13 protein-coding genes are annotated in these 13862 nt (G+C 70.3%); 7 read left to right on the top strand and 6 right to left on the bottom strand.

The window, feature by feature from the left end:
• Window positions 1–140 precede the first annotated feature (140 nt).
• Window positions 141–974, top strand: coding sequence for a helix-turn-helix transcriptional regulator (locus tag HW837_RS20090; protein WP_193381977.1), 834 nt, complete (start codon window positions 141–143; stop codon window positions 972–974).
• Here HW837_RS20090 and HW837_RS20085 read toward each other — a convergent pair.
• Together HW837_RS20085 and HW837_RS20080 are read right to left on the bottom strand one after the other, a co-directional pair.
• A complete protein-coding gene (locus HW837_RS20085; protein WP_177261811.1) occupies window positions 958–1128 on the bottom strand; it encodes a hypothetical protein in 171 nt (56 codons plus the stop codon). The two genes, HW837_RS20090 and HW837_RS20085, sit on opposite strands and share 17 nt — an antisense overlap.
• Window positions 1128–1904, bottom strand: coding sequence for an SDR family NAD(P)-dependent oxidoreductase (locus HW837_RS20080; protein WP_045559297.1), 777 nt, complete (start codon window positions 1902–1904; stop codon window positions 1128–1130). The genes HW837_RS20085 and HW837_RS20080 overlap by 1 nt, the downstream gene beginning before the upstream one ends.
• Window positions 1905–2009: 105 nt before the next feature.
• On the opposite strand from HW837_RS20080, the gene HW837_RS20075 reads away from it, so the two are divergent.
• Window positions 2010–2453 (top strand): ester cyclase, encoded by a 444-nt coding sequence (locus HW837_RS20075; RefSeq protein ID WP_045559296.1) that lies wholly within the window; start codon window positions 2010–2012, stop codon window positions 2451–2453.
• A 28-nt stretch (window positions 2454–2481) separates the two neighbouring features.
• Here the strand turns inward: HW837_RS20075 and HW837_RS20070 are convergent, their stop codons facing one another.
• Together HW837_RS20070 and HW837_RS20065 are read right to left on the bottom strand one after the other, a co-directional pair.
• Window positions 2482–2817, bottom strand: a complete 336-nt coding sequence (locus HW837_RS20070; protein WP_093789530.1) for a YnfA family protein — start codon at window positions 2815–2817, stop codon at window positions 2482–2484.
• 84 nt (window positions 2818–2901) lie between these two features.
• On the bottom strand, window positions 2902–4095 hold the full coding sequence (locus HW837_RS20065) for an RtcB family protein (RefSeq protein ID WP_045559294.1): 1194 nt from the start codon (window positions 4093–4095) through the stop codon (window positions 2902–2904).
• Window positions 4096–4299: 204 nt separating this feature from the next.
• Here HW837_RS20065 and HW837_RS20060 point away from each other — a divergent pair, with 204 nt between their 5' ends.
• From HW837_RS20060 to HW837_RS20050, 3 genes are all read left to right on the top strand, one after another.
• The gene (locus HW837_RS20060) at window positions 4300–5217 is read left to right on the top strand and encodes a hypothetical protein (protein WP_045559293.1); all 918 of its coding nucleotides are present in this window, start codon (window positions 4300–4302) and stop codon (window positions 5215–5217) included.
• Window positions 5218–5390: 173 nt separating this feature from the next.
• Complete coding sequence (locus HW837_RS20055) at window positions 5391–6332, top strand: hypothetical protein (RefSeq protein ID WP_045559292.1); 942 nt, start codon at window positions 5391–5393, stop codon at window positions 6330–6332.
• A gap of 133 nt (window positions 6333–6465) precedes the next feature.
• Window positions 6466–7890 (top strand): DUF2637 domain-containing protein, encoded by a 1425-nt coding sequence (locus tag HW837_RS20050; protein ID WP_177261813.1) that lies wholly within the window; start codon window positions 6466–6468, stop codon window positions 7888–7890.
• Between the two features lie 74 nt (window positions 7891–7964).
• On the opposite strand, the gene lysS is transcribed toward HW837_RS20050, so the two are convergent.
• Window positions 7965–9710: a lysine--tRNA ligase gene (gene lysS, locus HW837_RS20045; RefSeq protein WP_193381976.1), complete on the bottom strand. Its 1746-nt coding sequence runs from the start codon at window positions 9708–9710 to the stop codon at window positions 7965–7967.
• 391 nt (window positions 9711–10101) lie between these two features.
• Between lysS and argS the strand changes: the two genes are divergently transcribed.
• Window positions 10102–11883 (top strand): arginine--tRNA ligase, encoded by a 1782-nt coding sequence (argS, locus tag HW837_RS20040; RefSeq protein WP_193381975.1) that lies wholly within the window; start codon window positions 10102–10104, stop codon window positions 11881–11883.
• A gap of 127 nt (window positions 11884–12010) precedes the next feature.
• Here the strand turns inward: argS and HW837_RS20035 are convergent, their stop codons facing one another.
• A complete protein-coding gene (locus HW837_RS20035) occupies window positions 12011–12715 on the bottom strand; it encodes a hypothetical protein (protein ID WP_045559288.1) in 705 nt (234 codons plus the stop codon).
• A 324-nt stretch (window positions 12716–13039) separates the two neighbouring features.
• Between HW837_RS20035 and HW837_RS20030 the strand changes: the two genes are divergently transcribed.
• The gene (locus HW837_RS20030; protein WP_045559287.1) at window positions 13040–13849 is read left to right on the top strand and encodes a DUF4253 domain-containing protein; all 810 of its coding nucleotides are present in this window, start codon (window positions 13040–13042) and stop codon (window positions 13847–13849) included.
• The last annotated feature ends 13 nt before the right edge of the window (window positions 13850–13862 follow it).

The following is a 13862-nucleotide window of genomic DNA, read 5'->3' as shown; positions in this document are numbered from 1 at the left end:
CATCGCTGCCACCCTCTCCAGGTTGTTTACGATTCAACTATACCCCTGAACGACGACACCGCTCCCTCTATTCCGGCTGTCGCGGAGGCGGCCCCACTCGGCGGGCGCCCGCTGTCAGTGGTGGTCCCTACGATCGCCCCATGGCCGCCCCACGCCGTGACACCCGAGGCATCGTCGACGCCCCCGAGCTCTTCGCCCGGGTCCGCTTCCGCCGCCGCGAACCCGCCGAGCCACTGCGCCCGTACCTGGAGCACTACTGGCTGATCGACTGGGACCTGCCCGAGCCGTACGTCTCCCGGGTCGTCCCGCACCCCTCGGTGAACATCGTCTTCCAGCGGTACGAGGGACAGGAACCCTTCGCGGAGATCTCCGGCATCGGCCACACCCTCTTCACCCGGAAACTGGAGGGCAGGGGCCGGGTCTGCGGCATCCAGTTCCGCCCCGGCGGCTTCCGCCCCTTCGCCCCGGCCCTTCCCGCGACCCACTGGACCGGCCGCCGGGTACGCCTGCCCGAGGCGTACCCCGACACCGCCGTCACTCCGGCCGCGATCCTCACCCCCGACGACGAGGACACCCGCGTCACCGCCCTCGACACGTTCCTGACCGGGCTCCGCCCGCGCCCCGACCCACAGGCCGACCTCGCCATGGCCCTCGTCGACCGCATCCGCACCGACCGCGCCGTCCGCCGCGTCACCGACTTCGCGCGCGCCGAGGGCGTCTCCGTACGCGTCCTGCAGCGGCTGTTCTCCGCGTACGTGGGCGTGGGCCCGAAGTGGGTCATCCTGCGCTACCGCATCCACGAGGCCCTGGAACGCGCCGAGACCGACCGGGCGATCGACTGGGCCGCCCTCGCCGCCGACCTCGGCTACGCCGACCAGGCCCACCTCGTCCGCGACTTCACGGCGACGGTGGGGGTGCCGCCGACGGCGTACGCGCAGGCGGTCTCCCCCGGCGGACCTACTTCGCGTGCATGACCGCGTAGATCATCACGAACGCCACGAGGTGGATGCCGAAGAGGAAGTACGCGAGGTACCACCACACATACCGCTCGTTCTTCTTCTCCTCGGCGAGCCGGCGCTTCTCGGGCGTCAGCTCGCCGTCGGGAGCCGGGGCCTCCTCGGCCGCCATCACGACTCCCGGTGGACCTTGGTGTTGGAGGCCTGGGCGCGGGGGCGCAGGACGAGAAGGTCGACGTTCACATGGCTGGGCCGGGTGACCGCCCAGGTGATGGTGTCGGCGACGTCGTCGGCGGTCAGCGGCTCCGCGACGCCCTCGTAGACACTCGCCGCCTTCGCCGTGTCGCCGCCGAAGCGGGTCAGCGCGAACTCGTCCGTCTTCACCATGCCGGGCGCGACCTCGATCACCCGCACCGGCGTCCCGACGATCTCCAGCCGCAGCGTCTCCGCGAGGACGTGCGCGCCGTGCTTGGCGGCGACATAGCCCGCGCCGCCCTCGTACGTCCCGTGCCCGGCCGTCGACGAGACCACGACCACCGTGCCGTCACCGCTCGCGGTCAGCGCGGGCAGCAGGGCCTGGGTGACATGGAGCGTGCCGATGACGTTCGTCTCGTACATCGTGCGCCAGTCGGCCGGGTCGCCCGTGGCCACCGGGTCGGCGCCGAGCGCGCCGCCCGCGTTGTTGACCAGCACGCCGATCGTCTTGAACGCGGACGCGAACTCGTCCACCGCCGCGCGGTCCGTGACGTCCAGCGGGTACGCCGTGGCCTGCCCGCCGCCCTTGTTGATCTCCTCGGCCAGCGCCTCGATCCGGTCCTTGCGCCGCGCGGTGAGCACCACCCGGTACCCGGCCGCGGCGAGCTGCCGGGCCGTGGCGGCGCCGATCCCGCTGCTCGCACCGGTGACGACGGCGATGCGGGACGCGGCGGACGGTACGGCGGTGGCCATGAGCTGCTCCTGGGGCGGTACGGATCGAACGTCGGTCTCTGCCCGGCCAGGATAGGCGGGCGGTGCGACAATGAGAGAGGTGATCCCCGGTACAGGAGGTGGATCATGGGACAGGCCCGCGAGCTGATGGACCAGCTCACCGAGGCGCTCACCACACACCAGGACCCCAAGACCGTCGCGAACCTGTTCGCGGAGGACGCGGTCGCCCACACCCCCGACGGCGGAGAACTCCACGGCCGGGACGCCATCGCCGAGTACTGGCAGCAGATGACGGACGCCATGCCCGAGGCGCGGTACGAGTCGCTGGCGTCCTTCGAGGTCGGCGACACCGCCATCGACGAGGGCGTCTTCAGCGGCACGAACACCGGCCCGCTGGCGTTCCCCGACGGCACGTCCATGCCCGCCACGCACAAGGACATCAGCATGCGCGGCGTGGACTTCGCCACCGTCCGTGACGGCCAGATCGTCAGCTACCGGCTCTACTTCGACCAGCTGGACTTCCTGAACCAACTCGGCCTGCTGCCCGAGGAGATGGCACAGCCCTCATAGCGGACGGCCCCCGCCCCGTCGGGCGCGGTCAGCCGCCCCTCGGCGCGTACATGATCACGGCCATGCCCGCGAGGCAGATCAGCGCGCCCGTCACGTCCCAGCGGTCGGGCCGGTAGCCGTCCGCGACCATCCCCCAGGCGATCGACCCGACGACGAAGATCCCCCCGTACGCGGCGAGGATCCGCCCGAAGTGCGCGTCCGGCTGGAACGTCGCCACGAACCCGTACGCCCCCAGCGCCACGACCCCGGCCCCGATCCACACCCACCCCCGGTGCTCCCGCACCCCCTGCCACACCAGCCAGGCGCCACCGATCTCGAACAACGCGGCAAGCAGGAACAGAGCGGCGGAACGGGCGACGACCATGCCCTCAGCCTGCCACGGCCTTCCGCGCAGGCCGGTGCGCCGGTCGGTCCCGCCCGCCGACCGGCGCCGCGCCGCGGTCCGGGCTCAGCCCTTCACACACACGACCTGCTTGAGCTTCGCCACCACCTGCACCAGATCCCGCTGCTGGTCGATGACCTGCTCGATCGGCTTGTAGGCGCCCGGAATCTCGTCGACGACTCCGGAGTCCTTGCGGCACTCCACGCCCCGCGTCTGCTCCTCCAGGTCCTTCGTCGAGAAGCGGCGCTTCGCCGCCGTCCGGCTCATCCGCCGACCGGCGCCGTGCGAGGCCGAGTTGAACGCCTTCTCGTTGCCGAGACCCTTCACGATGTACGAACCGGTGCCCATCGAGCCCGGGATGATCCCGTACTCACCGGAGCCCGCGCGGATCGCGCCCTTACGGGTCACCAGGAGGTCCATGCCGTCGTAGCGCTCCTCGGCCACGTAGTTGTGGTGGGCGCTGATCTCGGGCTCGAAGGTCGGCTTCGCCTTCTTGAACTCCCTGCGGACGACGTCCTTGAGGAGCGCCATCATGATCGATCGGTTGTACTTCGCGTACTCCTGCGCCCAGAACAGGTCGTTGCGGTACGCCGCCATCTGCGGGGTGTCCGCGATGAAGACGGCGAGGTCGCGGTCGACCAGCCCCTGGTTGTGCGGGAGCTTCTGGGCGATGCCGATGTGATGCTCCGCCAGCTCCTTGCCGATGTTCCGGGAGCCGGAGTGCAGCATCAACCAGACGGCACCAGTCGTATCCGTGCAGATTTCGACAAAGTGGTTGCCGCCTCCGAGCGTTCCCATCTGCTTCCCCGCCCGGTCCTGACGGAATTTGACCGCCTCCGCCACCCCGTCGAACCGCCCCCAGAACCCGTCCCACCCGCCGGTCGTGAATCCGTGGAGCTGCCCGGGGTCGACCGGGTCGGCGTGCATCCCCCGGCCCACCGGGATCGCCTGCTCGACCTTGGAACGCAGCCGGGACAGGTCGCCGGGAAGGTCATTGGCCGTCAGGGACGTCTTCACCGCCGACATCCCGCAGCCGATGTCGACGCCCACCGCCGCCGGACACACCGCCCCCCGCATGGCGATGACGGACCCGACCGTCGCGCCCTTGCCGTAGTGCACGTCCGGCATGACGGCGAGGCCCTTGATCCAGGGGAGCGTGGCGACGTTGCGGAGCTGCTGGAGCGCCCCCTCCTCCACCGACGCGGGGTCGGTCCACAGACGGATGGGTACCTTCGCACCCGGTATCTCGACGTACGACATTTCGCCCTCATCCCCCTGTAAAACCCATCAAAGTCACAGAACGCAAAACCGTCGCCAAGGTCTACGAATGGGATACCGGACCGGCGTTCACAGCAGTGCGTGCGATACACATGGTGCCCGGGGGTCACCCCCGGGCGGCAAGTGAATAACCACAGGCAGGACTGCGCAGGCGTCCCGAGGGACCCCGTCGAGAGGAGCCCCACCGTGCAGCGGAAGGCGTACGTACCCGGCGTCGCCGTGCTCCTCGCGGCACTGCTGGCCGCGTGCACGGGATCGAGCGACGACGCCTCCCCCGACGACCCCCGCCCGGGCGAGGCCACCTCCTCGGCCACCGTCGCCCAGCCCGGCCGCTACGCCACGCTCCCGGAGCCCTGCGCATCGGTCGACCAGAGCACCCTCGACACCCTCCTGCCCGGTATCAGGCAACTCCCCGGCGCGGCCCAGCGCGAGCAGGCGTACGAGGGCGACGCGACGCAGACGTACGACACGGACCACAAGGCCGGCTGCCGCTGGAAGGTGGAGTCCCCGGACTCCACCCACTATCTCTTCGTCGACTTCGAACGCATCGTGTCGTGGGGCAACGGGGTCAGCGACGACAGCAAGGCGCAGGAGGTCTACGGCGGGAAGGTCGAGGCGGCCGACCTGCCGGAGCCGACACCGACCGCCACGGAGGGGGACGCCGAGGAGACGGACGAGCCGGCGGAGACGGGGAACACCACCGACGACACGTCGGCGAAGCCCTCGGCCACCACGTCCGGCACGTCGCCTTCCCCCGGCTCCCCGAAGACATCGAACACCTCGAACACCTCGAACACTGCCAGTTCGTCCGGTTCGTCCGGTTCCTCTGGTGCGGCCGGCTCCTCCGCCCCCTCCGCCTCCGGGACCCCCGCCTCCCTCCAGCCGCGCACGCTCGACGGCCTCGGGGACGAGGCGTTCCTCGACGACGCCCTCGGAACGAGCGGGCAGCGGACCGTGACTGTGGTGTTCCGCACGTCCAACGTGATCGTGACCGTGGAGTACGAGGAGCAGCCGGCCACCACGACGGCGGTGCCGGACAGCGAGGAAATGCAGGACAGGGCCCGGAATCTGGCGGAGCGGCTGGCCGAGGCGTTCGACGACTGAGGGCCGCCCGGGGGCGGTTCGGGCCCACACGTGAACCGCCTGAACCAGAACCGCACTTCTTCTTCACCGCGTACGGTGGCCTCTCGGAGACCCGATCCGATTGTGAAGGAACCATGCAACGAGCCGCAGAGTCAGATCAGCATCAGTCGCCGCGCATCGCGCCTTCGGTGCCGGTGACGCGTGTCGGACGTCGCGGGCGTCCGGGCCGGGCCCGGGTTCTCGCGGGCGCGGCGGTCGTGCCGGTGCTGCTGCTGGCGGTCGGCTGCTCCTCGGACTCCGGCTCCGACAGCGCCTCCGGTGACGAGACGCCGGCGGGCGCGGAGCAGTCGGTGAAGGAGAGCGCCACGCCGGAGATCGTCGCCGCGAAGTACGCGACGCTGCCGGACGCGTGCGAGGTGTTCCCCGCCAAGACGCTGAAGTCGCTGGTCCCCGAGGGCGTGAAGTCGGGCAAGGCGATCAACAAGTCCGAGGCGAACGTGACCGGCGACTGCCGCTGGATCAGCCTCGACAACAACGGTGTGGACGGCTCGCAGTACCGCTGGCTGAGCGTCTCCCTGCACCTGCTGGCCTCGGACGCGGCGAACGGTCCGGGCGAGGACCGCGCGGCCAAGGCGCTGGAGTCGAAGGTGACCGCGGCGAAGGCCGTGGACGGCGCGAAGAACGTCAAGACGGAGCCGGCGACCGGTCTGGGCGATCAGGCGACGGTGGTCAAGTACGACCTGAAGAAGGACGGGGACACCTTCAAGCAGCAGACGATCGTGGTGCGCACGGAGAACGTGGTCATCACGGTCGACTACAACGGTGCCGGTCTGGCCGGTGAGAAGACCCCGGACGCGGCCGCGCTGCTGAAGTCCGCGAAGTCCGCCGCCGAGGACGCCATCGAGGCGATCGAGGACGCGAACGACGGCACGGACGCGTCGACGTCCCCCTCGCCGTCGAAGAGCGCCTCCAAGGCTCCGTCGAAGGAGCCCTCGAAGGAGGCGGCCAAGGAGTCGTCGTCGGGCGGTTCCGGCGCGGACGTGAGTTCCGACGGGGACGCCGACGCGGACAAGGCCTCGGATTCCGATTCGGACTCGGGTTCGTCCACGTCCGGCAGCCGGAAGACCAAGTCGTAGCCGCGCCTCACCTGGTGGTTCATGCGAGCCCGGTCCCCGCGGGGGGCGGGCTCGATGCCATCCCGCAACCCGTTCGCCGTACACATGTGCCACTCTGTTGCGCGCAACAACACGCAAGGGGAGGGGAGTACGGGTGGCCGCGCCAATGCAGCTGACTCGAATGCACCGCGTTCTCATCGGCGTGGTCGTGTTCGGCGCCGTCATCATCGCCGGGATCGGCTTCGCGGGCTCGTACGCGGCGGTACGCGAACTGGCGGTCCAGAAGGGCTTCGGGAACTTCTCATACGTCTTCCCGATCGGAATCGACGCGGGCATCTGTGTCCTGCTCGCCCTGGACCTCCTGCTGACCTGGATCCGCATCCCCTTCCCGCTGCTCCGCCAGACGGCGTGGCTGCTGACGGCGGCGACGATCGCGTTCAACGGCGCGGCGGCCTGGCCGGACCCGCTGGGCGTGGGCATGCACTCGGTGATCCCGATCCTGTTCGTCGTCTCGGTCGAGGCGGCCCGGCACGCGGTCGGCCGGATCGCCGACATCACCGCCGACAAGCACATGGAGGGCGTCCGCCTCACCCGCTGGCTGCTCTCCCCCGTCCCCACCTTCCTGCTCTGGCGCCGGATGAAGCTCTGGGAGCTGCGCTCCTACGACCAGGTGATCAAGCTGGAGCAGGAACGTCTCGTCTACCAGGCCCGCCTGCGCTCCCGCTACGGCCGCGCCTGGCGCCGCAAGGCCCCGGTGGAGTCACTGATGCCCCTGCGGCTGGCCCGCTACGGCGTCCCCCTGGCGGAGACGGCCCCGGCGGGCCTGGCGGCGGCGGGCATAGAACCGGCCCTGCTCCCGCCGGTTCCGCAGGTCGAGGTCGCCCCCGCTGCGGGCAGTCGTGCCGCTGGGGTGGCACGGGTGGGCGCGGCGGCACCTCCCGGCGAGCAGCGCCCCGAGCTGGAGAGCACCCCCACCCAGCAGCGACCGGAACACGCCGAGCACCAGAGGCAGGGCCACACCGAGCAGGAGCCCCCGGTCGACGAAAGCCCCTGGCTCCACGCTCGCCACCCCCAGGAGGTCCCCTACCAGGGCGGCTACGACCCGTCGTACGAGCCGGAGGAACAGTACGGGGAGTGGTACGAGGACCAGGACCCGGAGCAGTACGAACAGAACGGCGCGTACGAGCAGTACCGTCGCTTCGAGCCGGACCCCCGGGACCCCCGCTTCCAGCAGCAGTTCGAGGCCCCCGAGCTCCAGGGCCCCGAGCCGCAGGGGCCCGGCCTCCGGTCCCCGGAACCCTCTCCGGAGGAGACCGGCAGCTTCCCCATCCCGGCCGGCCCGAACCGTACGCGTGAGCTGGGCGAGGGCGGCGGCACCCCGGGGCCGTCGGAGGAGGACTACTACCAGGTCTTCCGTGAGAACACCAAGGGCGGGAACGGGGCCCCGACTCCGCGCGCCCTCATCGCCGACATAGAGGCGACGTACAGCGTCACACTCGAGGAGGCCGAGGCCAAGCGCATGGTGAATCGCTTCTCCAACCGCCTCAACGCGGAACTGACGGACGAGCACATCGCGTGACAGGCACCCACACGTGAAGGGGGGCGCCCGGTGATCACCAGGCGCCCCCCTTCTCCGTACGAAGTCCTACGGCCCTACTCCCCGAGCAGGGCGCGCACCCGCTCCTGTCCCACCGCCAGCAGCAGCGTGGGCAGGCGCGGCCCCGTGTCCCGCCCGACGAGCAGGTGGTACAGCAGGGCGAAGAACGACCGCTGGGCCGTCTTGATCTCCGCCGGCAGCTCCTTGGGCGTGGCGTCCGCCGAGAAGCCGGCCTGCACCTTGGGCACGCCGTAGACGAGGTGCGTGAGCCCGTCGAGCGACCAGTGCTCGGCGAGCCCGTCGAGCAGCAGCCGCAGCGACTGCTGGGACGCCTCGTCGAGGGACTTCAGCAGCTCGGCGTCGGCCTCCTGGCGCACGATGGTCCGCTGGTCGGCGGGGACCTGGGTGTTGATCCAGGCCTCGGCCTTGTCGAGCCGCGGCCGCACCTCGTCCAGGGCGGAGAGCGGGTCGGTGGGGTCGAGTTCGCTGAGGATGCGCAGGGTCTGGTCCTCGGCGCCCGCGGTGATGTCGGCGACGGACGCGAGGGTCCGGTACGGCATCGTGCGGGGCGTGCGCGGCAGCTCACCGGCGGCCGTGCGCACCGCGCGGGAGTGCGCGGCGATGTCGGCAGGCAGTGCGGACCCGTCCTCGACCTTGGCGTCGAGCTTGTCCCACTCGTCGTAGAGCCGCTGGATCTCCTGGTCGAAGGCGATCTTGAACGACTGGTTGGGCCGACGGCGGGCGTAGAGCCAGCGCAGGAGCTGCGGCTCCATGATCTTCAGCGCGTCGCCGGGCGTGGGCACACCGCCCTTGGACGACGACATCTTGGCCATGCCGGAGATGCCGACGAAGGCGTACATCGGCCCGATGGGCTGCTTCCCGCCGAAGATCCCGACGATCTGCCCGCCGACCTGGAAGCTGGACCCGGGCGAGGAGTGGTCGACGCCGCTCGGCTCGAAGACGACGCCCTCGTACGCCCACCGCATCGGCCAGTCGACCTTCCAGACCAGCTTGCCGCGGTCGAACTCGTTCAGCGCGACGGTCTCGGAGAAGCCGCAGGCGGTGCAGGTGTAGGTCAGCTCGGTGGTGTCGTCGTCGTAGGCGGTGACGGTGGTGAGGTCCTTGCCGCAGCCGCCGCAGTAGGGCTTGTACGGGAAGTACCCGGCCACGCCGGAGCTGCCGTCGTCCTCGCCGGCGGCGCCGGAGCCCTCGGCGGCCTCGATCTCGGCCTCGTCGAGCGGCTTCTGCGACTGCTGCTTCTTGGCCGGGGCCTTCTTGGTGCGGTACTGGTCGAGGATCGCGTCAATGTCCCCGCGGTGCTTCATGGCGTGCAGGATCTGCTCGCGGTACACGCCGGAGGTGTACTGCGCGGTCTGGCTGATCCCGTCGAACTCGACGCCCATCTCGGCGAGCGCGTCGACCATGGCCGCCTTGAAGTGCTCGGCCCAGTTGGGGTGGGCGGAGCCGCGGGGGGCGGGCACGGAGGTGAGCGGCTTGCCGATGTGCTCGGCCCAGGAGCCGTCGACGCCGTCGACGCCGTTCGGGACCTTGCGGTAGCGGTCGTAGTCGTCCCAGGAGATGAGGTGACGGACCTGGTGCCCGCGGCGGCGGATCTCGTCGGCGACGAGGTGCGGGGTCATGACCTCGCGGAGGTTGCCGAGGTGGATCGGGCCGGACGGCGACAGCCCGGAGGCGACGACGACGGGTTTGCCCGGGGCCCGACGCTCCGACTCCTCGATGACCTCATCCGCGAAACGGGAGACCCAGTCGGTGGTCTCGGTGCTCTGAGCCACGATCGGCACGTCCTCTTTTTCCTGGAGTTTCCATGGCCGCCGGTTACGGTCCCGGGCGACCGCGCCATTCTCCCAGCCTTTCACTCCGTGGGTCGAACCGGGCGCCCAATAAACGGGGGGTGCGGGTGCGTGGGCGGCTGCCGGCCCGGTGGGGCTTCTCGCGCAGTTCCCCGCGCCCCTAAAAGACCAGGCCCCTGAGGGCCTGAAAAGCATAGGGCGCAGCCCCTGCTTTTCAGGGGCGCGGGGAACTGCGCGAGAAGCCCCACCGGACGCGCACCCACCGACGCACCGCCCCCCCACCCCGGAAGGCACCCCCCACTCGCCGCAAGAAAACCCCTTTACCCCCCATGGGATACTGAACGACATCCACCCGTACCCCAAGGAGAAACGGCTCCCCCTGATGGCTTCGGTCACGTCCCTCACCGCCTCCGTCAACGCGCGCCTCGCCGCCGCCCTCGCCTCCGCCCTGCCGGACGCCGACGGAGTCGACCCGCTGCTGCGACGCAGCGACCGGGCGGACTACCAGGCGAACGGGATCCTCGCGCTGGCCAAGAAGGCGAAGGCCAACCCGAGGGAGCTGGCGACCCAGGTCGTCGCCCGGGTGGAGTCCGGCGAGCTGATCGGCGACATCGAGGTCTCCGGCCCCGGCTTCCTCAACATCACGCTCACCGACGGCGCGATCACCGAGAACCTCGCCGCGCGGTACGCGGACGACACCGGCCGTCTCGGCGTCCCCACAGCGGAGCACCCCGGCACCACGGTCATCGACTACGCCCAGCCGAACGTGGCGAAGGAGATGCACGTCGGCCACCTCCGGTCCGCCGTGATCGGTGACGCGGTCGTCCAGATCCTGGAGTTCACCGGCGAGAACGTGATCCGCAGGCACCACATCGGCGACTGGGGCACCCAGTTCGGCATGCTGATCCAGTATCTGGACGAGCACCCGCACGAGCTGGACCACAGGGAGGGCGAGGACCTCCAGAAGTCCGGCGAGCAGGCCATGTCGAACCTGGACCGGCTGTACAAGACGGCCAGGAAGCTCTTCGACTCCGACGAGGAGTTCAAGACGCGGGCCCGCCGCAGGGTGGTCGACCTCCAGGCAGGCGACCCGCACACCCTCGCCACGTGGCAGAAGTTCGTCGACGAGTCGAAGATCTACTTCTTCTCCGTCTTCGAGAAACTCGACATGGAGATCCGGGACGCCGACATCGTCGGCGAGTCCGGCTACAACGACATGCTCGCGGAGACCTGCCGCCTCCTGGAGGAGCAGGGCGTGGCCGTCCGCTCGGAAGGCGCCCTGTGTGTCTTCTTCGAGGACGTCAAGGGCCCCGACGGCAACCCGGTCCCGCTGATCGTGCAGAAGTCGGACGGCGGCTACGGCTACGCGGCCACCGACCTGTCCGCCATCAGGGACCGCGTCTTCAACCTCAAGGCGAACTCCCTCCTGTACGTCGTCGACGCCCGGCAGTCCCTGCACTTCAAGATGGTCTTCGAGACCGCGCGCCGGGCGGGCTGGCTGAACGACGAGGACGTCAAGGCGTTCCAGCTGGCCTTCGGCACGGTCCTCGGCAAGGACGGCAAGCCGTTCAAGACCCGTGAGGGCGAGACGGTCCGCCTGGTCGACCTGCTCGACGAGGCGATCGACCGTGCCACGACGGTGGTCCGGGAGAAGGCCGAGAAAGTGGGCCTGACGGAGCAGGAGATCGTCGAGAACGGCCGGTACGTCGGCGTCGGCGCGGTCAAGTACGCCGACCTGTCGACCTCGGCCGTCCGGGACTACAAGTTCGACCTGGACCAGATGGTCTCGCTGAACGGCGACACGTCCGTCTACCTCCAGTACGCGTACGCCCGTATCCAGTCGATCCTCCGCAAGGCGGGCGAGGCCCGTCCGACCGCCCACCCGGAGCTCGAACTGGCCCCGGCGGAGCGTGCGTTGGGCCTCCACCTGGACCACTTCGGCGAGACCCTGGCCGAGGTCGCGGAGTCGTACGAGCCGCACAAGCTGGCCGCGTACCTCTTCAAGCTGGCGACCCTGCTGACCACGTTCTACGACCAGTGCCTGGTCCTGAAGGCCGACACCCCGGCCCAGATGGAGAACCGTCTGTTCCTGATCGACCTGACGGCCCGCACCCTGCACCGGGGCATGTCCCTGCTGGGCATCAGGACGCCCGACAAGCTCTGAGCGGTAGCCGGAACAAAGGGAGAGCGTGCGGCCGCACACCGGCCGCACGCTCTCCCTTCTCCGTCACGGCACACGTCACGGCACACGTCACGGCGCCCGTCGCGGACGCCCGTCGCTGCGGGTCGGCTCAGGCGTTCGAGAGGCGTGCGCCGAACTTCTGGCCGGCGAAGCTGGTGATGGCCTGCTTCTTCACGAGGGGGCCCTTGCCGACCGACCCGTACTGCGGGGCCAGGTTCCAGGTGACGGTGGCGGTGATCGTGCCAGTGCCCGAGACGGCGTTCTTCACCGGCTTGATGACGAAGGCGCGGTTCATGTTGACCACGGAACGCTTGACCTTGCGCGCCTTGACGCCGTTCTTGACCGTGTAGCTGAAGTCGACCTTCTGCGTCACGACGGGGATGCCGTAGACGCGCTCGGTGGCGGTGAAGGTCAGGGAGATGTCCCGGCCGCCGGAGACGACCCGGTTGGAGCCCTTGACGACGCCGGAGAAGCGGACGTCGTCGTTGTACCTGACCTCCTTGGTGTTCCCCTTCTTCACGCCTCCGGCGAAGCTCAGCACGAACGCCTTGGTCACGGCCCTGTTCTGGAGATAGCCGACGAACTTGCGCTGCTTCGCCCCGGGCAGCTTGTCGAAGGCCTTGAGGACCTTCTGGGAGGCCGCGAGGTCGTCGTTGTTCATCAGCCAGGACCGGTACTCCTTGACCGTGAGCTTGGCCGGCTGGGCCTGCGGGGCGGCCACTGCGGTGCCCCCGGCGGCGACACCGGTGAACAGCAGGGCGCCGACGCCGGTGGCGAGGACCGAGGTGCGGGCGGCGGTGGTGAGAGTGCGCATGGTGAGGAGCCTTCCGGCGCTGAGGGGATCGTGACGTGCGCGGCACACCGGGGCCCGGTGCCGGCCGACGCGCATGCGTACAGCGGATGCGGATGCCGGTGCCGAGACAGATACCGAGGCGGATACGAGGCGGATACGAGGCGTATGCCGATGCCCGTGCCCGTCGCCGTGCCGTGCCGCGCAACCAACCTATTTTTCCCGCGAGTTGGCCGGAATCGTCTCTTCGGGCAGTGCCCCTCGGGACACTGCGGCGCCGCACCTGCCGGGGGCGGTCCGACCTCACCGGTCGGGCCGCTGTCAGTGGCGGCCCCTACAGTCACCCGCATGGCGACACTTCCCAACCCGCTGCCCCAGCTGGCGGCCGACCCGAGCGGGCGCGTGCTCGGGCTTGAGATCCCGCTTCCGCAGGGGAGGTTGATCGACACCACGGACGACGGCCCGTGGCACGAGCCCCTGCTGTGGTGCGCGGACGAGGCGGCGACGCCGGGCGCCTGGACCGCCGTCCAGCCCGCCCGCCGCACGGCGGGGCTCCTCCCGGTGCTGCTGGACGTCGGCGGCCGCCAGGGCGGTCCGGAGGGGTGGGAGCTGCTGCCCGGCGAGATGTCCTACCCCGGCGACCACGACGCCGACGAGGTCCTGGCCGAGTTCTGGGACGCCTGCGCCACCGCCGAGGACCCCGACTGGCCGGGCCTCACCGACGCGCCGGCGTCCGCCCCGGGCGCGGCGGCCGACCCGGACGCCCATGCCGCCGAGACCGCCGACGCCCTCACCAAGGACCCGTCACGGCTGGCGGACCCGCGCCTGGCCCTGGTCCCCGCCCGCCGCAGCGCCGACATCCCGGCGGCGATCGGCTGGACCGGCCCGCTGAACCACGAGAACGACGTGGCGAGGCTCTGCGCGGTGCTGCGCTCCTGGGAGGACCGCTTCGGCATACGCGTCGTCGCCCTGACATTCGACCAGCTCGTCCTGTCGGTGGCCGCCCCGCCCACCACCGAGGCCGAGGCCGACGCCCTGGCGGTCGAACACTTCGCCTTCTGCCCCGACAACATCTGGCAGGGCACGACCGACGGCACCCGCGGTTCCTACGCCCGCACCCTCCTCGGCGCACCCCTGTGGTCCTTCTGGTGGGACTGAGGCGGCACCCCGC

The sequence above is a fragment of the Streptomyces caniscabiei genome, assembly GCF_014930365.1.
GTDB classification, from domain to species: Bacteria; Actinomycetota; Actinomycetes; order Streptomycetales; family Streptomycetaceae; genus Streptomyces; species Streptomyces caniscabiei.
Note: the sequence above shows the minus strand (reverse complement) of the source record. Positions and strands in the feature narration are given on the sequence as shown.